Annotated in this window: 17 protein-coding genes; 3 read left to right on the plus strand and 14 right to left on the minus strand. The window is 69.9% G+C overall.

What is annotated here, in order from left to right; all coding sequences use genetic code 11:
- Nucleotides 1-423: 423 nt before the first annotated feature.
- Nucleotides 424-1,629: an MFS transporter gene (locus tag AC1D29_RS09355; RefSeq protein ID WP_477896483.1), complete on the plus strand. Its 1,206-nt coding sequence runs from the start codon at nucleotides 424-426 to the stop codon at nucleotides 1,627-1,629.
- Between the two features lie 57 nt (nucleotides 1,630-1,686).
- Here the strand turns inward: AC1D29_RS09355 and AC1D29_RS09360 are convergent, their stop codons facing one another.
- The 14 genes from AC1D29_RS09360 to AC1D29_RS09425 all read right to left on the minus strand — a co-directional run bounded on the left by AC1D29_RS09360 (nucleotide 1,687) and on the right by AC1D29_RS09425 (nucleotide 22,638).
- The gene (locus AC1D29_RS09360) at nucleotides 1,687-2,394 is read right to left on the minus strand and encodes a TetR/AcrR family transcriptional regulator (protein ID WP_477896485.1); all 708 of its coding nucleotides are present in this window, start codon (nucleotides 2,392-2,394) and stop codon (nucleotides 1,687-1,689) included.
- A gap of 287 nt (nucleotides 2,395-2,681) precedes the next feature.
- On the minus strand, nucleotides 2,682-5,378 hold the full coding sequence (locus AC1D29_RS09365) for an alpha-L-rhamnosidase (protein ID WP_477896487.1): 2,697 nt from the start codon (nucleotides 5,376-5,378) through the stop codon (nucleotides 2,682-2,684).
- Nucleotide 5,379: 1 nt separating this feature from the next.
- The gene (locus AC1D29_RS09370; RefSeq protein WP_477896489.1) at nucleotides 5,380-6,303 is read right to left on the minus strand and encodes an alpha/beta hydrolase; all 924 of its coding nucleotides are present in this window, start codon (nucleotides 6,301-6,303) and stop codon (nucleotides 5,380-5,382) included.
- Nucleotides 6,303-8,870, minus strand: coding sequence for a family 1 glycosylhydrolase (locus AC1D29_RS09375; protein ID WP_477896491.1), 2,568 nt, complete (start codon nucleotides 8,868-8,870; stop codon nucleotides 6,303-6,305). The genes AC1D29_RS09370 and AC1D29_RS09375 overlap by 1 nt, the downstream gene beginning before the upstream one ends.
- Nucleotides 8,871-8,901: 31 nt before the next feature.
- A complete protein-coding gene (locus tag AC1D29_RS09380) occupies nucleotides 8,902-10,257 on the minus strand; it encodes an MFS transporter (protein ID WP_477896493.1) in 1,356 nt (451 codons plus the stop codon).
- Between the two features lie 19 nt (nucleotides 10,258-10,276).
- Complete coding sequence (locus AC1D29_RS09385) at nucleotides 10,277-13,066, minus strand: glycosyl hydrolase (RefSeq protein WP_477896495.1); 2,790 nt, start codon at nucleotides 13,064-13,066, stop codon at nucleotides 10,277-10,279.
- Nucleotides 13,067-13,088: 22 nt separating this feature from the next.
- Nucleotides 13,089-15,419 (minus strand): TonB-dependent receptor, encoded by a 2,331-nt coding sequence (locus AC1D29_RS09390; protein WP_477896497.1) that lies wholly within the window; start codon nucleotides 15,417-15,419, stop codon nucleotides 13,089-13,091.
- 459 nt (nucleotides 15,420-15,878) lie between these two features.
- A complete protein-coding gene (locus tag AC1D29_RS09395) occupies nucleotides 15,879-16,928 on the minus strand; it encodes a ThuA domain-containing protein (protein WP_477896499.1) in 1,050 nt (349 codons plus the stop codon).
- 11 nt (nucleotides 16,929-16,939) lie between these two features.
- A complete protein-coding gene (locus AC1D29_RS09400; RefSeq protein ID WP_477896501.1) occupies nucleotides 16,940-17,827 on the minus strand; it encodes an alpha/beta hydrolase in 888 nt (295 codons plus the stop codon).
- A gap of 13 nt (nucleotides 17,828-17,840) precedes the next feature.
- Nucleotides 17,841-19,382 carry a bifunctional 3-(3-hydroxy-phenyl)propionate/3-hydroxycinnamic acid hydroxylase gene (locus AC1D29_RS09405; RefSeq protein ID WP_477896503.1) on the minus strand — a complete coding sequence of 514 codons (1,542 nt, stop codon included), beginning with the start codon at nucleotides 19,380-19,382 and terminating at the stop codon, nucleotides 17,841-17,843.
- A gap of 3 nt (nucleotides 19,383-19,385) precedes the next feature.
- A complete protein-coding gene (locus AC1D29_RS09410; protein ID WP_477896505.1) occupies nucleotides 19,386-20,255 on the minus strand; it encodes a fumarylacetoacetate hydrolase family protein in 870 nt (289 codons plus the stop codon).
- A gap of 24 nt (nucleotides 20,256-20,279) precedes the next feature.
- On the minus strand, nucleotides 20,280-21,176 hold the full coding sequence (locus AC1D29_RS09415; RefSeq protein WP_477896507.1) for a VOC family protein: 897 nt from the start codon (nucleotides 21,174-21,176) through the stop codon (nucleotides 20,280-20,282).
- Complete coding sequence (locus tag AC1D29_RS09420) at nucleotides 21,173-22,216, minus strand: amidohydrolase family protein (protein WP_477896509.1); 1,044 nt, start codon at nucleotides 22,214-22,216, stop codon at nucleotides 21,173-21,175. Before AC1D29_RS09420 ends, AC1D29_RS09415 begins: the two co-directional genes overlap by 4 nt.
- A complete protein-coding gene (locus AC1D29_RS09425) occupies nucleotides 22,213-22,638 on the minus strand; it encodes a GlcG/HbpS family heme-binding protein (protein WP_477896511.1) in 426 nt (141 codons plus the stop codon). The genes AC1D29_RS09420 and AC1D29_RS09425 overlap by 4 nt, the downstream gene beginning before the upstream one ends.
- Nucleotides 22,639-22,763: 125 nt before the next feature.
- Here AC1D29_RS09425 and AC1D29_RS09430 point away from each other — a divergent pair, with 125 nt between their 5' ends.
- A complete protein-coding gene (locus AC1D29_RS09430; RefSeq protein WP_477896513.1) occupies nucleotides 22,764-23,669 on the plus strand; it encodes a LysR family transcriptional regulator in 906 nt (301 codons plus the stop codon).
- Between the two features lie 139 nt (nucleotides 23,670-23,808).
- Nucleotides 23,809-24,597: a DUF1521 domain-containing protein gene (locus AC1D29_RS09435; protein WP_477896515.1), complete on the plus strand. Its 789-nt coding sequence runs from the start codon at nucleotides 23,809-23,811 to the stop codon at nucleotides 24,595-24,597.

Raw genomic sequence — 24,597 nt, forward strand, 5'->3', positions numbered from 1 at the left:
GGCTCCGGTAAGGGCCGCCCGGCAAGCCTGGCGGTGCCGAGTGGTTGCAGTCTTAATATGAACTAATGTTCGTATTATGAGGAAGGTGCCACTTGGAGATCTCAGGGTTTTCTCGGTGTTGCGCCACGGTCTTCGCGATCGGCCAATGCTGGCTTTGGCCGTGCCTGGACGACAGCCGCCCAGAGTTGTGCAGTATTGGGCGTTGTTGGGGCAAATGTTGTGAGCTGGCACCGCGGGGCGGCGCGCCATGCCTGAATGGCGGCAGGTCACCGCGCCGCGCGCGGCCGGCCACCAAGACGGCAGGGAAAACGCACCCTTGTATGTGACACAAAGTTCATATTAAATGGGCTCATCGACCGGTCACGTGCCGCGCCGCTGCCGTCGGCCCACTCGGCCCAACTCCATTGCAACAGGGTGTCCTTCATGTCTTCCACCGCTCTTCCAAGTCAGGGTCCGCTCGGCCGGCCGCAATCACCGCTCTTCATCACCGCCATGGTGGCGCTGGGCTGCGTGGCCTTCACCTTCTTCCTGTGCACGCCGCTGTTGGTGGCCTTCATGGCACAGCAGTGGGGCTTCAGTCCGTCGCAGGTCGGCTTCGTCGTGACGGCGGACACGGCCGGCAACACGATCGGCGCACTGGCCGTGGCCAAGGGCATCCGGGGCTGGCCGATGCGGCGCATCCTGGGCGCTGGCATGCTGTGCATGATGGTCGGCAACGCCGTCATCGGCCTGGGCCTGGGCATGCCGGTGGCCATTGCCGGCGGCCTCTTCGCCGGCCTGGGCAATGGTGTGGTCAGCGCCTCGGCCATCGGCTTTCTGGCCTACAGCCGCGAGCCGCAGCGCAACATCGGCATCCTGGTGGTGTGCCAGAACCTGTATGCGATGGCCCTGATGGCCGTCATCCTGCCGACCGTCGGCGGGCAGTGGCAGGCCAGCGGCGCCTTCTTCTTCATCGCCGCGGTGGGCATCGTCTGCTTGCCGGCGATGTTGTTGTTCAAGCGTGGCGAGACCATTCCCGCTGCCTTCCGCGACGGCAAGATCAACAAGGCCGGTGTCTACCTGACGCTGTTGACGCTGTACACCTGCTACACCGGCGTCGGCGTGATCTGGACCTTCCTGGCCACGCTGGCCGAGAGCCAGGGGCTGGACAAGGCCTACGTCGGCAAGGTGCTGGCCATCGCCAACTTCGCGTCGCTTGCAGCCTGCTTCTTCGTCAAGGCGATGGCGCGGCACAGCCTGTTCGGCTGGAGCCGCTTCGTGGTGGTCGTGACGGCCGTTGGTGCGGCGGGTCTGGCCCTGCCGCTGACGCCCACCAGCTTTGCCGTCGCGACCGGTGCCTTTGTCGGGTGCTGGACGCTGACCGGCATCCTGGTGCCGACGCTGTTGCCGGTGTTCGACCCGGTGGGGCGGCATGCCGCGCTGACGCCGGCCATCCTGGGCCTGGGCTACTCGACGGGCTCGTTCATGGGCGGCATCGTCGCCGAGGTGGCGTCGCCACGCACGGCGTTCGTCGTCGCGGCGGGCTGCATCGCGCTGTCGGCCTTGCTGCTGTTCGTGCAGCGCTTCTTCGTGACGGCGCCGAGCGCGCCGCAACTGCCGGCCGCGGACCTGAAGCGCTCGGCTGCCTGAGGCCGCTTCGGCGGCCAACGACAAAGCCCGCCTCGCGCGGGTTTTTTGTTTGCTGCCTCAGGCCGCGCGGGGCACCAGCAGCCGCGTGGCCAGTGCCACCAGGCAGACGCGGATGTCGGCGGCCATGCGCTCGTGGTCGACGTTGGGTTCCATCTGCGCCGAGGCCATCAGGTGGTGGCACATCAGCGGGATGGTGCGCGCGACGGAGCGGACGTCCTCTCCATTGGCCTGCGGCGCATAGAACTTCAGCGCCGATTCCATCGATTCGCCGACCCGCTCGCCATGGCGAAACACCATCGCGTGCAACGCCGGCATGGACATCACCATGCCGAACAGCGCGCCGATGCCGGGCTGGTCCTCGTAGACGACGCGGGCGCGCTCCATCTGTTCGTTGAGGTAGGTGAAGAAGTCCCGGTTGCCGCCATGGCGCGGGTGCACGGAGTCCACGGCGTCGAAGACGCGCGTCAGCCAGGCCTCCAGCAGCGCCGCGATGATGGATTCCTTGTTCGGAAAATAGCCGTACAGCGAGCCCACCGACAGCCCGGCGGCCGAGGCGATGCGCTTGGTGGACAGGTGGTCCAGCCCGTCACGGCGGATCTCCTCGTTGGCCGCCCGCAGCACGGCCTGCACGGTCTGCTGGCTGCGCGCCTGCTGCGGAATGCGCCGCACCGACACGCCTTTGCGTTGCCGCGCGGGTGTTGCTGGCGGTTCGTCAGGGGCTGCCGGTTCGACCGCCGGCTTCTTTTCGAGGACTTTCTTCGGCATGTCGGCATCGTATCCAAGGGCCAATGTCGGACCCTCCGCCGCCACCGTGGCAGCGGCTTCCGCGGCCGTCGATGCCTCGCCCGCAAGCGCCACCTTTTTGTGATCTAAAGATCGTGTTTCATCGGTGAATGAGTCAGAAGGAAGCCCCTCCGGATGCGGTGATTCTTTGGGCTCTGTGCTCATTCAGCGTTTGGGTGGCCTGCTTTAAATGCGAATTAATTGTCGCATCAAAGACAGGTCGTCTCCCAGGGAAAAGCGCCGTCCCCCGGCGGCCAAGGCCGCACGCGTCATGCGAATCGGTGCGTCCCCGCGGCCAGGTGCCGTGCCTCGCGTCCCGGCAACACCACGCTGGCGCTCAGCCCTGCCGGCAACTCAAGCTCAAACCAGGGCTGGCCCTGGGCGTCGACGCCCCAGCGCGACGCGATCTGGCCGTGCACCGTGGCTTGCGTGGCGCGCCCCGCGCCGAGGCGGGCGTCCAGCAGCGGCCGGCACAGCACGGACTTGAAGCCAGGCTCGGCGCTCGCCAGCCCCGCCACGCGGCGATACAGGAAGCCCGTGATGGCGCCCAGCGCGTAGTGGTTGTAGGAGTTCATCGCCACGTCACCGGTGTCGCCGTTCCAGCGCTCCCAGATCGTCGTCGCGCCGCGCTCCACCATGTAGCCCCAGCTTGGGAACTCGGTGCGCAGCAGCAGCTCCACGGCCAGCGCACCATGGCCGTTGTCGGCCAGCACATCGAGACTGAAGGGTGTGCCGAGGAAGCCGGTGGTCAGCAGCGTGCCGCGGGCGCGGATGGCTTCGGCCAGGTGGTCCGCGGCAGCCTGGCGCAGCGGCGCGGGCACGAGGCCGAAGGCCAGCGGCAGGATGTAGCCCGTGTGGCTGCCGTTGCCGATGCGACCGTCCGGCTGGATGAAGGTCGCGGCAAAGGCCTGGCCGACGCGCTCGCGCCAGGCGCTGAAGTGCGCGGCCCTGTCGTCCCGCCCGGTGGCCGTGGCCATGTCGGCCATCATGCCCAGCATGCGGCCCCAGCAGGCGGTGGCGCTCAGCAGCTTGGGCGTGGTCTCGTCCATCAGGTTGACGGCGTCCAGCGACAGCCAGTCGCCGAAGTCCACCTCGCGCCGCGCGCGCCAAAGGCCTTCGCCGTTGGGTTCGGCGATCCAGTCCATCCAGCGCTCCATCGAGTCCCAGTGCTCGTCGAGCAGCGACGTCTCGCCGTAGTGCTGCCAGACGGTGTGCGGCAGCACGACGCCGGCGTCGCTCCAGCCGTGCGCACCATAGGCCGGCAACGCGGGCGGATTGGTGTCGGCGTAGGCGCCGTCGGCGCGCTGGCTGGCGCGCAGGTCGGCCAGGAAGCGGCGCGTGAAGCCGCGCACGTCCATGTTGAACGCGGCGGTGGGCCAGAAGACCTGCGCGTCGCCCGTCCAGCCCAGGCGTTCGTCGCGCTGCGGGCAGTCGGTGGGCATGCCGACGAAGTTGCTGCGCTGGCTCCAGAAGGTGTTGTGCCACAGGCCTTGCAGGATGCGCTGGCCGCTCTCGAAGTGACCGGTGAGGGCCAAGTCGCTGTGCACGACCACGCCGTCCACGTCGTCGGCCGTCAGCGTGCCAGGCCAGCCCGAAATCTGCACGTAGCGGAAGCCGTGGTACGTGAAGCGCGGTTCCCATGTCTCGCCGGCGGGGTCGCCGCGCAGCGTGTAGCGATCGGTGCAGCGCGCGGCGCGCAGGTTGCGCATGTCGACCTGGCCATCGTCGCCGAGGATCTCCGCGAAGCGCAGCGTGACCGTGCGGCCCGCCTCGCCGCGTACGCGGATGCGGCACCAGCCGGCGAAGTTCTGGCCGAAGTCGACAACGTACTGACCCGGTGCCGGCTCGCTGACGGTCTGCGGGCGTAGCGTCAAGGTCTCGCGGATGGGCGGGCCTTCCTGCAGGAAGAGGGTGCAGCTGGGTATGGGTGCGAGCCAGGCGGGGTCCCAGGCGCCGTCGTCGAAACCGGGCGAGGACCAGCCCGGCTGCTCCAGCCGCGCGTCATAGGTTTCGCCGTGATAGATCTCGGCAAAGCGCACCGGCGCCGTGGCGGCGCGCCAGTGGTCGTCGGTGGCGATGCGCCGCGCGCTGCCGTCGGGCAGCGTGACGTCCAGCGTCAGCCACAGCCGCCGGGGTGCGCCGCCAAACGGGTAGCGGCCGCGGCCGATGGCCTCGCTGGCGTAGAAACCGTCGCCGACGATGACGCCCAGCGCGTTCTCGCCGGCCTGCAGCTGATCGGCCACGTCGTGCTGCTGCACCAGCAGGCGGTGGCGGAAGTCGCTGTTCTCGGGTGCCAGCAGCGCGTCGCCAACACGGCGGCCATTCAGCTCGGCCTCGCAGCCGCCCAGGCCCGTCAGCGTCAGCGTGGCGGACACAGGCCTGGCTGGCAGGTGAAAGGCGCGGCGCAGCAGGCGCGCGGGCTGGGCAGGCATGGGCAGCCAGTCGATGGGTTCGGCTGGCGCGGTGGCCGGCTGCCATTCGGCACCGAGGTCGCCGAGGTGCCAGCCGGGCGCCGCCAGCACGCGCGTGCGCCAATCGGCCGGTTGCGGCGACAGGAACCTGCCGCCACCACGCAGCAGCGCCGCCAGCCCGCCCTGGCGCGGCTCGGCGATGAAGGGGTGGAAGACACGCACCTGCGCCGCCAGCCGATGCGCCCCGGCGGCCAGCGTGCCCAGGGCCAGGTCTTGCATCGCGCGGCCGGACAGCATGTCCGCCGACTCGTGCAGCGCCTGCCCGTCCAGCCAGACGCCGGGCAAGCCCTTCTGCGCGGCGATCAGCAGGCGCGCGTCGGCCAGCGGTTCGTCGAGGTGGAAGTCCCAGACGAACTCGCGCAGCTTGGGCTCTTGCGTCAGGCCCGTTGGCAGCGTGCCCCAGGCCCAGTGCCAGCCGGCCTGGCGCTCCGCGCGCGCGGCGGCGTCCTCGGCGGCCAGCCAGCAGGCGGCGCCGGGATCGATGACGTTGCTCATGTCACTGCCGCGTCAGCCAGGCGACATAGGCATCCAGCCAGGCGTCGGCCGTCGTGCCCCGCGGCATGGAGCCGAAGCCGTGGCCGCCGCGCTCGTACAGGTGCAGCTCGACGCGCTGGCCTGCCTGCCGCCAGTTCTGCACGATGTCGAAACCATCCGGCGGGAACAGCGGGTCGTCCGCCGCTTGCGCCAGGAACAGCGGCGGCACCGGCTGGCGTGGCTGTGTCGCGTAGAAGCCGCCGTAGATCAGCGCCAGCGTGTCGGGCATCTCGTCGGCCGTGGCCTGCGCCACCAGCGCGCGGCCGCTGCGGGCGCCGGCCGAGAAGCCGATGTAGCTCAGCCGTCTGGCGTCAAAGCCTTGCTCGGCCGCGTGGGCCTTCAGCCAGGCCATCGCCGCCTTGGCGTCTTCCACGGCCGGGCCGTGGGGGGTGAGGTCATCGGCGGCCTTGGGTGCGCCGGGCGCGAAGCGCTGCGCGATCTCCGCGTTGACCTCGGCGGCGAAGTCGGTGTCCGCCACCGGCGTGGGCTTGACGCGGTAGACCAGCACGAAGGCGGTGAAGCCCGCATCGGCGAGGCGCCGCGCGATGGGCATGCCTTCGTTCTCGATGGCCACGAAGCGGTAGCCGCCACCTGGCACGACCAGCACCGCGCGGCCATTGGCCTTTCCTGCGGCGGGGCGCACCGCGTAAAGCTGTGGGCGCTGCACGTTGCGCAGGATGCGTTCCTGGCCCAGCCCGGTCCACTGGAAGGCCGGGCCGCTGCCCGTGCCGCCAAGCGACAGCGGCGTGGGCAGCTCCATGGCCGTGGCGGGCACGGTGCGGAAGACATGGGGCGGCGGCTCAGCCGCCTGTGCGACAGGCATGTGGCTCAGGCTGGCGGCGGCCATCAGCGCGCCGGCGAGGGGGCGGACGTAGCGGTGTGTCATCAGTTCGGCGCCTTGTGGAAGCGGCCGTCCTTCATGATGGCCTTGAGGTGGTGCTTGTTCTGCAGGATGGCCACGTTGGCCGTCGGGTCGCCGTCGACCAGCAGCAGGTCGGCCAGATAGCCCTCCTTCAGCAGGCCCAGCTCGTCGCCCATGCCCATGGCCTGGCCACCCAGCGCGGTGGCGGCATGCAAGGCCGCGGCGGGCGTGTAGCCGAAGTGCTGCACCCACAGCTCCAGGTCGCGCGCATTGCGGCCGTTGGGGTTGAAGGGGAAGCCGTAGTCGCCGCCCGGCACCAGGCGCACCCCGCGGCGGCGCAGCTCGGGGACGATGCGCTTCTGGTGCTCCAGCACCACCGCCGCGTCCTGCTTCATGTGCGTCATGTCGATGTGGGGCGGCGGGTTGGCGTCCAGCGTGGCCTGGATGATGCCGATGGAAGGGCCCACGAAGACACGGTCGCGGGCCGCTTCCAGCAGGTCCAGCGCTTCCTCGTCCGCATAGGTGCAGTGGTAGAGCATGTGGAAGCCGTTGCGCACGCCCATCTTCACGGCCTCGGCCGCGTGGGCGTGGCCGGTCAGGAAGAGCCTGCTCTCCCTGGCCTGCTCGCCGGCGGCCTTGATCTCGTCCTCGGTGTACAGGATCTCCAGCGAGGCACCGGGCTTCAGCGCGCTCTCGCCGGAGAGCAGGAACTTGACCGACTTCGCACCCAGCTCGCCGCAGCCCTTGACGAAGGCGCGCACGTTCGCGGCGCCGACGCCGTGTTCGTCCGCCTTGCCCGGGTCCAGCATGGAGCCGTCGCTGGGCGGCTCGCGCTCCACGGAAGAGGGGATCAGGCGCGGGCCGGGCATGCCGCCGGAATCGATCTGGTCCTTCAGGTAGATCTCCAGGCGCTTGCTCAGGGCGCCGGCCGAGTAGGCGCCGGTGAAGCCGTGGTCCAGCAGGATGCGGGCATTGCGCGCGGCGGTCAGCGCCAGCTCTTCCGGCGGCAAGGCCATGCCGGGCACGAACTTCTCGACGCTGGTGGGCCAGGTCAGGTGGGCATGGGACTCGATCAGGCCGGGCATCAGGACACCGCCACGGCCGTCGACGATCTTGGCGTTGTCGCGCAAGACGTGGCCCCCATCACGAGCGAGCGCCGTGATGCGATTGCCGTCCACGCGCAACTCGCCGGCGAAGGCTTCGCTGCCGCTGCCGTCGAAGATGCGGACATTGGTGAAGACGATGCCGGGGTCGGCGGCGGGCGGGGTGTAGCTGTGGTCCATGGCCAGGTCCTTGGCGCTGCCGGAGGCGGCGTTGAGCGTGATGTCGCCGCTCAGCGCGTTGTCGCGAGCGATGGTGCCGAGCAGATGGGCGCTGGGCTTGGGCGTGCGCTGCTGCGTGCTGCGATCGACGGCGATCAGGCCGAAGCGCATCGCGTAGCCAAACACCCATTCGAAGTTGTCGAAGCCGCTCCAGCAGGTGTAGCCGATCAGCGGAACACCGTCCGCAATCGCCGCGTGCAACCCGGCCAGCGCCTGTTGCAGGAACTCGACGCGGCGCGTGTCGTCGTCGCCGCAATAGCCGTTCTCGGTGATCAGGATGGGCAGCTTCAGCTCATGCGCCACGCGGCGGGCGACGGACGCAACGGCCTGCGGCGCGAACTCGTAGCGAGCGCCGGTCGACTCGGCGTCCGCGGGCGGGGCTACCTGGCCGTCGGGGCCGTGGATCTCGCGGGTGTAGTTCTGCAGCGCGAAAAAGTCGTCGCCCTGGATGGCCGGCAGCCACTGGCGGAAGTTGCCGTGCCACATGCGCGCGGCGCTTTCCTCGCCGCCGGGGATGTGCTGCGGCTGGGACAGCGCCAGCGCCAGGCCCACCTGCACGCCGGGCGCCACGCGGCGGATCACCTCACGCGCGGCCACGTGCGCGGCCGAGATGGTCGCCACGCCACGCTCGTCGCCGGCCATCTGGAAGGCGCAGTAGGTGGCCGCGTCGGTGCCGCAGGCCTGGGCCGCGCTGTTGCGCCAGCCCGGCGCGCGCCAGCTCTTCACGTCCACACCGATGGGCGGCACGAAGCCCAGCGACGCGAACATGCTCTGCAGCAGCACACCGATGTTGCATTCATTCAGCGTCACCACGCGCTTGACCGCCGTGCCCAGCGCCGGCATCACGCGCTCCACGTAGCGCGCAAACAGCGCGGGCGTGCGCTCGCCGCGCCAGCCGCCGAGCGGCATCAGCCACTTGGGCGACGTGAAGTGGTGCAGCGTGATGACCGGCTCCAGCCCGTGCTCGACGCAGGCATCCACCACCGCGCGGTAGTGCGCCAGCGCCTCGGCGCTGAACTCGCCTTCGCGGGGCTCGACGCGTGCCCACTCCACCGAGAAGCGGTAGGCCTTCAGGCCCAGCGAGGCCAACAGCGCGATGTCGTCGCGGAAGCGGTGGTAGTGGTCGATGGCGTCGCCGCTCTTGTCCACATAGGGCGAGCCCTCGGCCCATTCCTCGGCCCAGGTGTCGCAGTTGTCGTTGCCGCCTTCGACCTGGTGCGCCGCAGTGGCGGCACCCCAGAGGAAGCCTTCGGGAAAGTTCTTTTGCATGACGGGAGCGGTGATCGGTAGGTTGTCGAGTTCAGGCGGTGGCCGCGTCGCGGCGCAAGCCCAGTTGCTGGTTCATCTGCGAAAGCTGCGCCCGACCCAGCGGGTAGACCCAGCCCATGATGGCCGCGACGCCCAGGGCCATCACGGCGGGGACGACGCTCATCAGCGCCACCACGCCCTGCAGAGCCTCGGGCGCTTGCTGTGCGGCACCGGCCTGGTAGGCCGTGGCGCTGAGCACGCCGCCGACGATGGCGCTGCACAGGCCGGCGCCGACCTTGGACGCGAAGTTGATCGTCGCGACCAGCGTGCCGACGACGCGCTGGCCTTCGCGGCATTCGATGTCGTCGGCGATGTCGCCGTTCATCGAGTAGCTGATGGGCGCGCTGACGCCCAGGCAGATGTTGGCCAGCAGGGACAGCACGAACACCAGCGGCAGCCGGTCCGGCCCCCCCAGCGTCATGGCCGTCAACAGCAGCGCGGCTGCGATCATCGAGCCGACATAGACGCGCTTCTTGCACAGGCGGCGCGTCAACTGGTCGCTCAGTACCACGCCCAGCACCAGGCCGATGCCGCCCAGGCCCATGAAGGGCCCGATCAGTTGCGGCTTGCCGATGACGACGGCGAAGTAGTAGACGCCGCTGGCCAGCGGCAGGCCGATCAGCGCGCCCAGCGCGCATTGCGCCAGCACGCCGGCGCGCCAGGCGCGGCTGGCCAGCAACGCGCGCAGGTCGGCCTTGAGGTCGGCGCGCGGACCGCTCATCGGCGCCACGCGCTCCCGCACGAACGCGAAGCACAGCCATGTGAACAGCAGGCCGAAGGCGCCGAACAGCAGCGCGGCGCGCTGGAAGCCCTGGGCCGGGTTGCCGTCGGACAGTGCGTCCTTCAGCATCGGGAAGCCCGCCGCGCAACCCACGACGAAGATGAACTGCACGAAGCTGCTGACGCCGGCCATGCGCAGGCGCTCGTCGGGGTCGGGCGCGATCATGGGCAGCATGGACTGGAAGGGGATCATGATCAGGCTGTAGGCGCACCACAGCACGACATAAGCCGCCACGAAGTAGACGGTCTTGGCCATGCCTTGCAGGGGCGGCACCGTGAAGCTGGCCACCAGCGCGAGGGCCAGCACCGGCGCGAACCACAGCAGATAGGGCCGCGCCTGGCCCCAACGGCTGCGCGTGGCGTCCACGCGCCGCCCGACGAAGATGTCCCACACCGCGTCGACGATGCGCACCAGCAGCAGCAGCGCGCCGATGAAGGCGGCCGACAGGCCGGCCACGTCGGCATAGAAATACATCGCCATGCCACCGGTGGCCGTGACGGCCGTGGGCATGAAGTTGCCCAGGCCATAGGCCACCTTTTCATGGAAGGGAATGCGGAGCTTGCTCATGGCGGGCTTTCAGGAAAGGTCAGGCGGCGCGAAGGCGCACGGGGCCGAGGAGGCCGGTGGGCAGGCGGGTCAGGCGCCGGCCGGGCAGCGGCAGACCGCCGGGTCGCGCGGGGTCGCGATGGGCGTTCTCGGGCACGTTGGCCACCGCGATGGACAAAGTATTGGCGCCCGCCTGCAGGCGGCGGGTCACATCGAACTCGAACGGGCCTTCGCTGCGCATCCACGGCGTGTCGCCGTTGAGTTGCAGCGACAGCGCATCATGGGCCGTGCCGAGATCCAGCATCAGGGCGCCGGCCGCCAGCTCCTTGGCGGTCAGCTCGAACTGCAGCGTGTAGCAAAGCAGGCCGGCGAAGTCGGCAAGGTCGGACAGGTTGCGCAGGTCGGTCAGCGTGTCCCAGGTGGCGTCGAAGCGGATGCGCCGTCCGCCCAGGCCCACGCCGTCGGCGCTGACCTGCCAGGGGCCGCGCAGCTCGAGCACGAGGACCGGGGCCGTCGCCGCCTTGGCGGCACGCGGCGCGCGGCAGACCTTCGCGGGCGCGACGCGCAGCCAGCGTGAGGTGCCTGCCGGCAATTGCGTCTCGACGTGTTCATGGGTTTCCATGGCGTCCACCTCTCCACTCCATGCATCCCAGACCTCGGCAGCCTGGCCGGCCGGCAGGCGCCAGCCCACGGTCTGAGCCGTCATGCCTGCGTTGCGCAGCAGCACCCATTGCTGCTCGCCGTCTTCGCGAACATGAAAGCTGCAGCCGTGGCCCGGCGCCAGCGCCAGGCTGGGCGGCACGCCGGCGGCCCGCAGCTCGTGTCCCGTGGCCGACGGCGCGACGAGGCGGACGGCTTGCAGCGATCGCTGCACGCGCAGATCACGCGCGGCAGCGTCCTTGAAGCCGGCCTCGCGGTTCGGCACGCGACCACAGGCCCAGACAGTCACGCCGGCCTCGGCGCAGGCGGCCAGGAACTCGGCGACCTCGGCGCGCAGCGCGGGCAGGTCCGGCAGCAGCAGCGCGCGGTAGCGGTGGCCGCCCGGCGTGACCAGTGCGCCAGCTTCCAGGCGGCTGGCCAGCAGGCCATGGTCGTTGATCCAGTCCCAGTCGTAGCCGGCGTCCTGCAGCGCGTCATGCCAGGCCGGCGGCGTCATGCGCTCGGCTGCACTGGCGAAGGCGAACAGGTCTAGCGGCGCCAGCACGGCCACGGTCACGCGCGCGCGGCCGCGCTGCAGCAGCGCCTGGTTGCGGGCCATGTAGTCGGTCAGCGGCCTCGCCAGGTGCCACCAGGGGTTGGTGTCGTCCAGCGGCGTGCCGATCTCCATGGCCTCGAACGGGTACCAGGGGTGGCCGCCGCTCCAGCCCGTCATGCGCGCCGACGCGCCGTGGCCGACGAGTTGCTGGATGCCTGCCGCGTAGAAGGCATCGGCGCGCTCGCGCACCTTTTGCGGTGTGACGGCGAAGCCTTCCAGCAGCCAGCAGAAGGCCTCGCCGGTGACCAGCTCGCGGCCATAGATGTGGGCGGCCGAGCGGGCCACGCGCAGGAAATGCGGCGCGGCGCCGCCGGCCAGATCCTCGGTCTCGGGGATGCCGGCCACGCCGTAGGCCTGCAGCCAGTCCACCGGCGCGCCGTGCGCCTGCACCTTGGCCTGCAGGCCGTGCTCGCGGGCCCAGTCGGACATGGGTTGGTACAGGCGCTCGATCATCAGCTCCGACACCGTCAGCCGGTAGTCGTGGCGCACGCGCGCGCCGATGTCGGCGTCGTCGAACAGCGGCGCACCCAGCCGCGCCTGGAAGCAGTTGCGCCAGCCCGGCTGCAGCATCAGCGGCAGGTGCGGGCGCGGGTCGTAGCCGCGGCGGCGCTGGAACTCGGCGCGGAAGTCGTGCGTCCACAGCAGGTCCGCAGGAATCTCCAGGCTGTCGATGAAGATGCTGCGCCAGGTGGCGCCGGCGTGTTCGCCCCAGCGGGGCAGGGCCGCGTCGCCGACGCGCGCGGCGTGGGCGTCGAAGGCGGCGCGCTGCAGGTGGTCCAGCACCAGCTGCGGGCCGCGGCCGGCGCCTTCCAGGATCATCTGGTCGCTGACGAAGCGCTGCACGACGACGAGTTGCCAGTCGCCGTCGGGCACGTTCCATTCGAGGCTGCCGTCGGGCTGCAGGCGGTCGGTCAGGTCGATGGTGCTGGCGGCGTCGAGCCAGCCAGCGGCCAGTACCTGGCCCCAGCGGTCGGGCAGCGTCATCGGCACGAAGCCGGGGTAGGGCCCGAGGCTGGGCACGCCGCCGCAAGCAGCCAGCACGGCGACGGTCTCGACGGGTGCTGCCATGCGCTCGGCCCAGTCGGCCGGCAGCGCCTGTTCCTCGGCGATGCCGCCGTGCCTTGCCAGCCACGTGGCCGAGCGCAGCGGGCGCTCGGGCTGGCGCGGTACGCCGCGCCATTCGCAAGGCCCTTGAACGCTGGTCCACGCCAGCGTCAGCTCCGACGCGGCCAGCTCTGGCGTGATGGCCTCGCCGCCGCCAAAGGGCCAGGCCGAGCCGAAGGTGACGTCCACGCACATGCCCAGCCGCGCGGCCTCGGTCATGACCGCGGCAACAGTCTCGTACCAGCCCGGCGTGAACACGTCATGCACGCGTGCCGACTGCGCCGGCGTTAGGTCATGCGGCAGGCCCACGCGGCAGGGCTGGATCTCCACGCCACCCCAGCCGGCCTTGGCAAAGCCGCGCAACTGCTCGCACAGCGCCTGCGCATCGACCGCGCCGCCCGGCCACCACCAGCGCAGCATGGGCCGCTGCGCCGTGGCCGGTTGGCGGAAGAGGGCTTCGACCGATGACATGGGTGCAGAGCCTGGCGCCGAATCAGAACTTGATGTCGGCCGTGAGTCCCACCGTGCGGAAGGAATTGGCACCCAGCGAATAGGCATACCCGGAGCCCGCACCCTTGCCGGGCAGCGGGTAGAGGATGGCGTTGGGCACGCGCTCGTCGCCGGCGTTGCGCACGAACAGGCTGATGCCCCAACGGTCGTCCGGGCTACGCAGGCCGGTGTGCAGGCCCACGATGCTGTGGGCCTTGTAGCTGCACTCGGGCGCCAGGGTGTTGCACAGGCGCACGGCGGTCTTGTAGGTCGCATCCAGCCCCAGGCTCCACTCGTAACCGCCCCAGACCTCGGTGTCGTAGTCGGCGCCGACGGTCAGCTTGCCCTTGGGCGAGTACAGCAGGCGCTGGCCGCCGACGTTCTGGTTGTCGAAGGTGAAGCCGCTCGGGTACTCGGTGCCCATGATCAGCGCGCCGCTGGCACGCAGGCTCAGCGCGCCCAGCACGCGGGCGCGCAGGTCCAGCTCCAGGCCATAGCTCTTGACCTTGGGCACGTTCAGCGGGATGCAGTTCAGCGCGCCGACCGGGTTCAGCGTGCAGTTCTGTTCCTGGAAGTTCTTGATGCTGGTGTTGAACACCGCGATGTCCACGTCCAGGTGCTTGTTGAACAGGCTGGTCTTCAGGCCCAGTTCCAGGCTGGTGGGCTGCTCGGCCTTGACCAGCGTGCCGCTGGTGGAACCGCTGGCAGCGAGGGCGCTGATGGGCGTGTCGTTGTCGATCTGCGGGCCCTTGTAGCCGCGGCTCAGCGTGAGGTAGCCCTGGGCCTGCTTGTCCAGCGCGTAGAGCAGGCCGACCTTGCCGGACAGGTCGCTCTCGCGGGCCGCAGCCGCGCTGCTCATGACGGTGGGCGGCAGCGCGAAGTTGGCGAAGGCGACGTTGCCGTTGCGCACCTGCTGGTCCTTCACGCGGTCGCGGGTGTAGCGCAGGCCGGTGAGCAGCTTGAGCTGTTCGTCCAGCTTGAATGTGGCCTGGCCGAACAGCGCGGCGGAGCCGGTGTCGGTCGTGTAGTCGATCAGCGTCGAGATCGAGCGTGGCACCGGCGGGGACGGCGCGAAGGGCGACGGCAGGATGGTGGTGGTGGAGACCTTGGTGGAGTGGTAGTCGGACAGGAACAGGCCGGCCACCCAGTCCACCGACTGGCCGCTGGGCGAGGACAGGCGCAGCTCCTGGCTGAGCTGGCGGATCTTGATCTCGGTGCCGGATGTCCGCACCTTGTCATAGCCCACCGACATGTCGATGGCCGCGGCGTCCGGCCCCGTCTTGCGCTCGCGCACGGCGGTGATGGAGGTCAGCGTCAGGCCGTTGGCCAGCGTCTTGTCGACCTGGGCCGACAGGCCGCCGACCGTCGCCTGGAAAAGCTCCAGCGAGTCCGAGCAGACGGTGTTGTTCTTCAGGCTCACCGTCACGCCGCAGGCGGCGAACTCGGCCAGCGGCGCATGGTTGCCGGCCGTGTTGGACGCGTAGGCGATGGCGGGTGCAAAGAACACCGCGTTGGTGCTCTTGTTCTTGTCGTAGTCGGCGATGAGGTTGATGCTCAGGTCGCCGTCGGGCTTGAGCAGGTAGCGCACCCGTGCGCCCGTGCCCGTGGTCTTGGCATCGGTGCCGTTGAAGACGTTGTGATACACGCCCTTGAGCTGGTCGGCATGGGCCGTGATGCGCAGCGCCGAGATGTCGTTGATGGGCACGTTGACCGCGCCGCGCAGCACCGTGTTGCCGAGCTTGGAGCCCAGCGCGTTCTTGCCTGACAGCTCCAGCGAGGCCGAGCCTTCGAAGAGGTTGAACTTGGGCGCCTTGGTGACCATGTTCAGCACGCCGGCCGAGGCGTTCTTGCCGAACAGCGTGCCCTGCGGGCCACGCAGTACTTCCACGCGCTCCAGGTCGAACAGCGCGCCGCCGGCCGTGTTGCCCAGCGGCACGCCGTCGACGACGATGCCCACCGAGCTTTCGGCCGAGGTCGTGAACACCGCCGTGCCGATGCCGCGGATGGACGCGCTGCCGCCGGCGCCGCCGGTCTTGGTGTCGCCGAACTCCAGGCTGGCGGCCGTCTTGGACAGGTCGGTGATGTCGGTGATGCCTTGCTTCTGCAACTGCTCGGCGCTGACGACGCTGATGGCGACGGGCACTTCCTTCAGCGTCTGCGTGCGCTTTTGTGCCGTGACGATGACCGTGGGCAGCTCGTTCACCTCGGCCTTGGCCGGGGTGGCCTCGGTGGCGGCCTGCTGTGCCGATGCCGACGGCGCGGCGGCCATCAGGCTGATCGTGGACAGAGCCAGGGCGATGGCGCTGGGGCGGAAGGGCGCGAAATGACGGGTCAAGTTTGTCTCCTGTGATGGTGGCCAAGGCGGGGCCTCGGGCGCTGACCGTGTTCTGGCGGCCGGCTCCATGCGGGCCGGCGCAGCGGTTCTAGAAATGGGGGAAATCAGGCCTGCCGGTGGGCGCGGCGGCGCGCCGCGATGGCGGCGTTGTGACATCAACCGGCGAGGGGCTCGCCCGGGTCTGCTGGGTCATGGACTGTCTCCTGTGAACCTCGCTCCGCAGGGGTGGCGGACGGGCTTTTTGATCTGTTGAAGGCCAGTCTATGGACTGGCTATTCATTCATCCAGGGGATGAAGTGAATTCTCCGAATCCATCTTGTGGATGGTGCAGGGGACTTGCCGCTGGCCCGGGCGTGGCGGGGGTTTTGGTGGATAAAACCGCCCTGCCAACGGCCGGCGGTCAGGGGAAAACACCGAGGTCGCGCAGCCACAAACGGCCGCGCCGCAGGGGCGCGGGCGCTACGGCGCCAGGCCCATGGTCCAGGCCAGGCCGCGCTCCAGCACGCGCATGCTTTCGGGGTGCTGGTAGCTCTCGGCGCGGTGGCCGATGGCGCTGTAGAACGAGCGGCCGCGGCCGACCCGGCGCACCCAGGCCAGCGGGTGGTCGCCCATGCGCAGGTCGCGCCCGACCAGGCCTACCGGGTCGTAGCTGGCCTCGTCCAAAGTCAGCAGCACCTGCGCGCCGGTCAGGCGCGGGCTGGCGGTGAAGGAGTACCACTCCTCCAGCATGTCCCAGCCCTCGCCCAGGCCGTCGACGATGGCGTGGCCGGGCTCGACGCGCACAAGGCCTTGCTGGAGCACCGGCGCCATCGGGTGGCCCGCGAAGCGCACGCCGAGCAAGGTGTCGGCATACCAGTCCCAGCGGCACACCGGGTCGCCGGCCGAGCCATGCACGGCGGCAAAGCCACCCCCTGCTTCCACCCAGGCGCGCATGGCCGCGCGCTGTGGCAGCGTCAGCGCGTCGCCGCTGACGTTGTTCCAGAACACAGCGTCAAAGCGCGCCAGGTCCTGCGCGTTGAAGACGGCGCCGTTGTCGCTGAACACGAGGCTCCAGCCGCGCCGCCGCGCCATCACCGTGACGGCGTCGCGGGCGCCGTTGACGCTGGCCTCGTCACGAAAGCCGTTGATCTTGTCGAACACCAGCAGCGCCGGGCGCGGCAGCTGCGCGGGCAGCTCGGGCGCAACGGCGTCGTAGCGGGCGCAACGCTGGCGCAAGGCCTCGTCGCTGGGCGGGATGGCGGCCAGCGCCGCATCCAGCTGCGCCAGCACGGCGGCGCCGTCCTGGCCCTGGTGCTCCAGCCTCGTGCGTGGCGTGAAGACGCGCAGGATGCCCAGGGGCAGCGGCCCGCCACCGAAGGCCGCCGGCGCCTGCAGCAGGCCCGGCGCCAGCCGCTCCAGCACGGCCAGCGCCTGCGGTTCGGCGGCCAGGTCGGCCAGGGAACTGCCGCTGGAATAGGACTCCAGCGCGCCCGGGCATTCGTGCGCCGGCACGGCGGGCAACGGACTCATGAGGGCTCCGATCAGCCGTGGCGCGCGATGAAGTCCAGCACCGGGCCGCTGAGGCTGTCGTCGCCGGTGTTGACGGCCAGCGTCTGCGAGAAATGGTTGTGGTGGCGGATGAAGCGCAGCTCAGGTGCAAACCCATGCCGGCCGCTGAGCCGCGCGAACAGCTCGCCGGCCTGCACCTGCATCTGCAGCAGGTCGCGTTCGGCATAGGTGACGAGCAATGGGAACGGGGCCGCGTCAACCTGGTCGACGATGCTCATCGCGATCAGCGTCTCCGCATCGTCAGTGCCGAAGTAGGCATCGTTGCGCGGGTCCGGCGTGGCGATGCCGAAGGCGTCGCGGGTCAGGCGTTCGAGCCGCGCGTTGTACGGTCCCGAGGTCAGGATGGCGCCGCGGATGCCCAGCACGCCAAAGCGCCTCAACAGAGCAGCGGCAGCCACATGCGCCGCGCCGGCCGACTCGCCCATCAGGAAGATGCGCGCGGGGTCGGCACCGAGGCTCGATGCCTGCTCGCGTGCCCAGGCCACGGCGGCGGCCACGTCCTCGGGTCCGGCGGGCCAGCGGTGCTCCGGCGCCAGGCGGTAGTTGGGCAGCAGCGTGACCACGCCGTGCCGTGCCAGATGCCAGCCGATGTTGGCCTTGTGCGCTTTGTCGCCGCGGATGAAGCCGCCGCCGTGGAAGAACAGCAGCAGCGGGCGGGGTGCCGTTGCTTCGGCCGTCGGTTGGTAGACGTCGAGCACTTGGCGCGCATGCTCGCCGTACCGTTGTGACTCCAGCCGCAGCACGCCGTTCGTGGGTTGTTGGGCGAGCAGCGGCTCGTACATCGCCTGCACCTCGGGCAGGTTGAAGCCTGCCCCCAAGGCGGCCAGTCGCGTGGCAATTGAGTCGGGCAGCATGCTCATGGCTTGAGTATCGTCAGCCATGCAGTGCCACGACGGCGTCGTCCAGCAGTGCGCGCAGCCGCGCCGCGTCGCCGGCCGTGCCGTAGACGTAATGGTCGGGCCGCAGCAGCACGGCCTGGCAGCCCTGTGCCTCAAACCAGCGCGCCATGACGCCCTCGGCCTCGGCCATGCAGCCTTCGCCGTCACCGAAGCGCAGCGTCTGCAACTTGAGCGCGTGGGCCTGGGCCGGCGTGGGGCCCCCGAGGTCGCTGTCGGCGGCAATCAGCAGGCGCCAGCCGCAGCCCAGCCAGTGGTCCATGCGCACGCGGCGGTCCGGCAGCAGCAGCCAGGGCTGTGGCGCGAGGCTGCCTGCGGCAGCGCTGTCGTCGAGCAGGCCTGTCGTCAGCCGCGGCAGCATGTCCTGGCGCGGCCTGGGGGCCACGCCCTCGGCCAGCATCTGGCGGTCGCGGCTGCGTGCCGCGTCCACGTCGCGCTCGCAGATCACCGCCCCTATGCCCTTGAGCCGCGTCGTCAGGTCGCTCACATGGGCCTTGCGCTCCAGGCCGTAGCTGTCCAGCAGCGTGTCGGCGGCGCTGGCCCGCACGTCGCCGCGCAGCACGGCCGTCAGCTTCCAGGCCAGGTTGACGACGTCGCGCACGCCCTGGCACATGCCCTGGCCCAGGAAGGGGGGCTGCTGGTGGGCGGCGTCGCCGGCGATGAAGACGCGGCCGATGCGCCAGCGCTCAGCCACCAGCGCATGGAAGCGGTAGGCCGCCTGGCGCCACAGCTCGCCGTCGGCTGGCGTGATCCAGCGCGACAGCAGCGTCCACGTGGCGTCGTCCTCGACGACGGCCTTGGGGTTTTCGCCGGCTTTCAGCGAGATCTCCCAGCGGCGGTGGTTCCTGGGGCCGATCACATAGGTGCAGGGCCGGTCCGGCTCGCAGTACTGCACGCTGGTGGTGGGCAGCTTGGCGAGGCCTTGCTCGTTGGCCAACACGTCGACCACCAGCCAGGGCTCGTCAAAGGACAAGTCCTCCAGCGTGATACCGACCAGGTCACGCACGGTGCTTGAAGCGCCGTCGCAGCCGATGGCGTAGCGGGCCCGCACTTGGCTCAGGCCCCCGTCCTCGGCGCGGCAATGCAACAACACTTGCTCGTCGGACTGCTGCAGATCGAAGACGGTCAAACCCGTGTTGACGATGACCGACGGCCGCGCGGCGACGGCGCGGCGCAGCGCCTCTTCGACTGGCGGCTGCGTGAACACGACCGACGGCGTGTAGCCCTGCGGATAGGGCGGCGCCACCATGGTCATGCGGCGGATCAGTTCGCCGTCGACGCCGTAGTAGCAGGAGTCGGTGAACGGCTCCATGAAGGGGGCTATCTGCTCGACCACGCCCAGCTGCTGGAACACGCGCAGCACCTCGTGGTCCAGCGCGATGGCGCGCGGCCGGTCGTAGACCTCGTGCGCTCGGTCGGCCACAAAGACCTTGAACCCGGCCTGGCCCAGCAAGGCCGCAGCCACGGCGCCCGAAGGCCCGAAGCCGACAATGGCCACGTCGTACAGCGGCTCAGCCATGGCTCAAGCCTCTTCGCGACGGATGGGGTTGACCAGCGTGCCGATGCGCTCGATGTCGATCTCGATGACGTCGCCGTCCTTCATCCACACCGGCGGCGTGCGCGCCTGGCCGACGCCGGCTGGCGTGCCCATGACGATGACGTCGCCCGGCTCCAGCGTCAGGCAGTCGGACAGCAGCGCGATGGTCTCGGCGACGCTCCAGATCATGTCGGTGGTGGAGGCGTCCTGCATCACCTGGCCGTTCAGCCGGCTCTGGATGCGCAGGCCGGTGGCGCCGGGCGCCAGCTCGTCGGCCGTCACCAGCACCGGGCCGAAGCCACCGGTGGCGTCGAAGTTCTTGCCGATAGTCCATTGCGGCGTGCGCTTCTGGTAGTCGCGCACCGACATGTCGTTGAAGCAGGTGTAGCCGAACACGTAGGCCAGCGCATCGGCCTGGCTGACGTGGCGCGGCACCTTGGCGCCGATGACCAGGGCCAGTTCGGCCTCGTAGTCGAATTTCTCCGAGACCTGGGGCAACTGGCCGGGGGCGCCGTGGGCGAGCAGCGAACTCTTGCCGCGGAAGAAGAACCACGGGTACTCGGGCTTCTCGCGGCCGCCTTCCTTGGCGTGGTCGTAGTAGTTCAGGCCCAGGCAGATGGTCTTGCCGGGCTCGGGCACCAGCGGGGCGAGCGTCAGGTCGGCGAGCGGCGTGCGCGTGGCATCACTCGCGAGCGCGGCTTGCGCGGCGGCGGCGAGGTCCACACCGGCTTCCAGCGCGGCGCGCAGGTCGGCCGGCACTTGCGGCTGGGCGGCGTTCAGGTCGATGACGCGGTCGCCGTCGACGAGGCCCAGGCGGTTGCGCCCATCGGCGCTGACAAAGGTGGTGAATTTCATGGCGGGACTCGATTCGGATCGGGTTCAGGTCGGGATGAAGAAGACGCTGCGCTGCGCGGCTTTCAGCGCGGCGCTGGGTGGGGCGGAGATGCCCCATTGGTCGACGCGGCCGGGCGGCCAGGTCCAGTCGGCGGGGCCGCCGGCGCGGTAGCTGTCGTCGATCTGCTCGACCTCGGCCGTGTATTCGATGACCTCGCCGAAGGGGCCGATGAAGTAGTTGAAGGCGTTGTTGCCGGGGCCGTGGCGGCCCGGGCCCCACTCGATGGCGTGGCCGGCATCGCGCATGCGGCCGCCACCGCGCATGACGGCGTCGATGCTGGGCATGACGAAGGCGATGTGGTTGAGCGCGTCGTTGTCGGCGTCGCCCAGCGCCAGCGTGTGGTGGTCGCTGGCGCAGTTCAGGAACGCCATGATCCGCGTGCGGTCGGCCAGCGTGAAGCCCAATGCCTGCTCTATCCACGCCTGGCTGGCGGGCAGCGCGTGACTGTTCAGCACCGCGTGGGCGAGGCGGATGGGGCTGTCGGGTTCGTCGGCGGTGTCGGTGTGGCGGGTGTCGCCGTGGATGACCTGGAACAGCCGGCCGCTGGGGTCGCGCACGGTCAGGCCGGTGCCGCCGCCGGGCTCGGCGATGCGGGCCAGGGCGTGCTGGACACGGCCACCGGCGGCCACGGCGGCTGCGCCAATCGCCGTCAGCGCAGCTTCATCGCGGGCGCGCAGCGTGACGTGGCGAATGGCCAGCGTGTCGGCGGCGTGCAGCGCCAGCAGGTGGTGGTCGGCGCCGGTGCCGCGCAGGTAGATCGCATCGGCCTTGCGCGCGGCGACCTTCAGGCGCCAGACGTCGGTGTAGAAGGTTTCAGCGCGCGCCAGGTCGGGCACGTCCAGGGCGACGCTGCGCAGCCCGCTGATCCAGCGTGAACTCATGAATAGGCCTTGGGAGTAAGACCGAGGAAGCGCTCGGCGTTGCCATGCAGCAGCGCGCTGACGGTCGCGTCGTCTAAGCCGGCGGCCTCGACGCGCTGGGCCGGCGTGCGGTCATGGAAGTTGAAGGGGTAGTCGCTGCCCAGCATCAGCTGGCTCGCGCCGAAGCGCTCCACCAGATGGCGCAGCGTGGCGTCGTCGAACACGAGGGTGTCGAAGAACAGCTGGCGCGCCTGCTCGACGGGCGATGCCTGCACCTGCTCGCGCAGCGCCGGGAACACCTGCCAGCCCTGTTGCAGCCGCGGCAGCAACATGGCCAGCGTGCCGCCGCCGTGGCTGAAGGCGATGCGCAGGCGCGGGCAGGCCAGCAGCAGGTTGGCCGTGATGACCGAGGCCGCGGCCAGGCCCACGTCGCTCGGGTAGGCCAGCACCTGCTGCAGCGGCGCCGGGCCCACGAGGCGGTCCATGCCGGTGGGCTTGAGGGCATGCACGAACACCGGCACGTTCAGCGCCTCGCAGGCCTGGAAGAAGGGCAGAAAGCGCGGGTCGCCGATGGGCACGCCGTTGACGTTGCTGCCGAGCTCCACGCCCACCAAGCCGAGCTTATCCACGGCGTGCCGCAGCTCGGCGAGGGCGAGATCCAGGTCCTGCAGTGGCACGGCGGCCAGGCCCAGCAGCGCGCCGCCACTGTCGGCCACCATGGCGGCGGTCTGCTCGTTCAGGTAGCGCAGCAGCGCCTGCGCGTCGGCCGGCTCCAGCCAGTAGCTGAGCAGTTCGGGCATCGGCGAGATCACCTGCTGCGCCAGTCCCATGCCGGGCAGGTCAGCCAGGCGGCGCGGCGTGCTCCAGCATTTATCGGACACGGTGCGGTACTGCTTGCCGGCGATCATCACGTGGCGGTGGCACAGGCCGCCCTGCGTCGGCGCGGCCACGGTGGACGGCCATTGCGCTGGCACATGGGCACCCAGGTAGGCCGGGAAGTGCTCGGGCACGACGTGCGCGTGCACGTCGATGCCCCGGCAGGCGCAGGGTTGAAGGGTCATCCAGCCACCAAGCCTGCAGCGACCACACCGGCAATGCAGATCGCCTCGTCCTCGTCACCGCTGCCACCCGAGGCACCCACCGCGCCCAGCACGCGACCCGAGCAGTCCTTGATGAGCACGGCACCCGTCTGCGGAAGGAAGCGCCCCTTGGCCGTGTCCGCCAGCGTCGTGAAGAAGTTGGGATTGCCCTTGGCCCGCTCGGCCAGCACGCGGCTGGACACGCCCATGCCGACCGCGCCCCAGGCCTTGGCCGCAGCGATGTCGATGCGGAACATGCTGGCGCCGTCGTCGCGCTGGGCGGCCTTCAGGTGGCCGGCGTCATCCAGCACCACCACGCCCATGGGCGCATGGCCGGCCGCGCGGGCGGCGGCCAGCGCGGCGGCGAGCAGGGCGTTGGCCTGCGCCAGGGTCAGCGTGGACATTGAATCGTCTCCAGGAAGAGCCTCTTGGCCCGTGGCGGGCGAGGCATTGCTTTGCACTGGCGGCGACTCTAGGAAAACGGCTTCAATTCATCCAGATGATGGGGTGGATATTTAGAATCCACCAAATGGATATATCCAAGGTCGACCTGAACTTGCTGGTGAGCTTTGACGCGATGGCGGAGCACCGCTCCGTGACGCGCGCCGGCGAGGCCATTGGCCTCAGCCAGCCCGCCATGAGCGCCGCGCTGAACCGGCTGCGCGCGCTGTTCGGCGACCCGCTGTTCGTCAAGACCGGCAGCCACATGGAGCCCACGTTGCGCGCGCAGGCGCTGGCGCCGCATGTGCGGCGCGTGGTGGAGACGGTGAAGACCGAAATCCTGAGCAGCGCCGAGTTCGACCCGGCGACCAGCGAGCGCACCTTCACGCTGATCACGCCGGACATCGGCGAGATGCACTTCGTGCCGCCGCTGCTGGCCTTCCTGGCCCGGGCGGCGCCGCACCTGCGGCTGCGCGTGGTGTCGCGCCCGCGGCTGGCCGCGTCGGAGGCGCTGGCCTCGGGCGCGGCCGACCTGGCGCTGGGGTACTTCCCCGACCTGGACAGCGCCGAGTTCTTCCGCCAGAAGCTGTTCGACAACCACCATGTCTGCATCGTGCGGCGCGATCACCCCAAGGTCGGCGACGCGCCCTTGAGCGTGGACGACTACCTGGCCATGCGCCACGTGCTCGTCAAGCCCGAGGGTCGCGCCCATGTGTTCGAGCAATACCTGCAGCAGCAGGGGCTCAAGCGCGACGTGGCGCTGGAGATCTCGCACTTCATGAGCCTGCCGCCCATCATCGAGAGCAGCGACCTGATCGCCACCGTGCCGCGCGACCTGGCCGACATCTGCTCGCGCTACGCCGAGCTGCGCATCTTCGACACGCCGGTGAAGGCGCCGGTGATCCCGGTGCACCAGTTCTGGCACCGCCGCGCGCACAAGGACGCGGCCACCGTGTGGCTGCGGGCCAGCATCCAGAAGCTGTTTGCGACGTGAGCGCGGATCCGGTGCGCGGCGATTGCGGCCCACCCTAGCTGCGGCTGCCCCGAATTGCGGGCGGCCCCAGCTAGCGGGGGTGACCGACTGCGAATGCAATGGCATCCGCGACTGAGTCAAACCCCCTGAGGAGAGCCGAATGACGACCATTCAAGCGGCAATAAGCACGACGGCGCTGAGCGCCTCGTCCAGCGTTGCCAACACCAACCCGACCCACGCCAGTACCCACATGAGCGGTGGCCAGGCCGTGTTCGAGAACGACAACTACCGCATCACCGCCGGTGACAACAACACCGTCAACATCTTCAACAAGAAGACCGGCGAGAACTACAACATCTGGGGCGACCCGCACGTCAACATCGACGGCAAGCAAGCCTTCGATTTCTGGGGCACCACCACCTTCAAGCTGGAGGACGGCACCAAGGTCACCATCGAGACCACGCCCTGGAAAGCCGGCAACGGCGCGACGGTGGCCAGCAAGGTCGCCATCACCAGCGGCGACTACGGCGTCGAGATCAGCGGCGTGGACACCAACAAGGTGGGCGACCTCAAGATCAACGAGGCCGCCGGCTGGGGCAGCACGCTGGACTGGACCCACGACGATGGCAACGTGCTGCAGGAGAACCCCGCCGGCAAGGGTTTCCTGGGCGTGGACGCGCAGGGCAACATCAAGGCGGTCGACCAGGCCTACATCAACGGCACCGACCTGCAGAAGAACCCGCCGGCCGCGAGCACGCAGCAGAAGGCAGGCGACTTCCTGCAGCACCTGTTCAGCGCGTTCTCGGGCCTGCTGTCGGCTTCGTTGAGCGGCGCCTTCCTGGGCGCGCTGGCGGCGGCCAGCGAAGGCGGCGAAGGCCGCCGTCAACCCGAGGCCGCGACGCGCGATGCGCACCGCTTCTCGCTGACGCTGGTCCGCCTGGACTTCTGA

The organism is Roseateles sp. P1_C6, assembly GCF_056406315.1.

Excerpts from the sequence above, each read along its gene's own strand:
- AC1D29_RS09355 (WP_477896483.1), top strand. The coding sequence starts at position 424 with ATGTCTTCCACCGCTCTTCCAAGTCAGGGTCCGCTCGGCCGGCCGCAA.
- AC1D29_RS09360 (WP_477896485.1), bottom strand. The coding sequence starts at position 2,394 with ATGCCGAAGAAAGTCCTCGAAAAGAAGCCGGCGGTCGAACCGGCAGCC.
- AC1D29_RS09365 (WP_477896487.1), bottom strand. The coding sequence starts at position 5,378 with ATGAGCAACGTCATCGATCCCGGCGCCGCCTGCTGGCTGGCCGCCGAG.
- AC1D29_RS09370 (WP_477896489.1), bottom strand. The coding sequence starts at position 6,303 with ATGACACACCGCTACGTCCGCCCCCTCGCCGGCGCGCTGATGGCCGCC.
- AC1D29_RS09375 (WP_477896491.1), bottom strand. The coding sequence starts at position 8,870 with ATGCAAAAGAACTTTCCCGAAGGCTTCCTCTGGGGTGCCGCCACTGCG.
- AC1D29_RS09380 (WP_477896493.1), bottom strand. The coding sequence starts at position 10,257 with ATGAGCAAGCTCCGCATTCCCTTCCATGAAAAGGTGGCCTATGGCCTG.
- AC1D29_RS09385 (WP_477896495.1), bottom strand. The coding sequence starts at position 13,066 with ATGTCATCGGTCGAAGCCCTCTTCCGCCAACCGGCCACGGCGCAGCGG.
- AC1D29_RS09395 (WP_477896499.1), bottom strand. The coding sequence starts at position 16,928 with ATGAGTCCGTTGCCCGCCGTGCCGGCGCACGAATGCCCGGGCGCGCTG.
- AC1D29_RS09400 (WP_477896501.1), bottom strand. The coding sequence starts at position 17,827 with ATGAGCATGCTGCCCGACTCAATTGCCACGCGACTGGCCGCCTTGGGG.
- AC1D29_RS09405 (WP_477896503.1), bottom strand. The coding sequence starts at position 19,382 with ATGGCTGAGCCGCTGTACGACGTGGCCATTGTCGGCTTCGGGCCTTCG.
- AC1D29_RS09410 (WP_477896505.1), bottom strand. The coding sequence starts at position 20,255 with ATGAAATTCACCACCTTTGTCAGCGCCGATGGGCGCAACCGCCTGGGC.
- AC1D29_RS09415 (WP_477896507.1), bottom strand. The coding sequence starts at position 21,176 with ATGAGTTCACGCTGGATCAGCGGGCTGCGCAGCGTCGCCCTGGACGTG.
- AC1D29_RS09420 (WP_477896509.1), bottom strand. The coding sequence starts at position 22,216 with ATGACCCTTCAACCCTGCGCCTGCCGGGGCATCGACGTGCACGCGCAC.
- AC1D29_RS09425 (WP_477896511.1), bottom strand. The coding sequence starts at position 22,638 with ATGTCCACGCTGACCCTGGCGCAGGCCAACGCCCTGCTCGCCGCCGCG.
- AC1D29_RS09430 (WP_477896513.1), top strand. The coding sequence starts at position 22,764 with ATGGATATATCCAAGGTCGACCTGAACTTGCTGGTGAGCTTTGACGCG.
- AC1D29_RS09435 (WP_477896515.1), top strand. The coding sequence starts at position 23,809 with ATGACGACCATTCAAGCGGCAATAAGCACGACGGCGCTGAGCGCCTCG.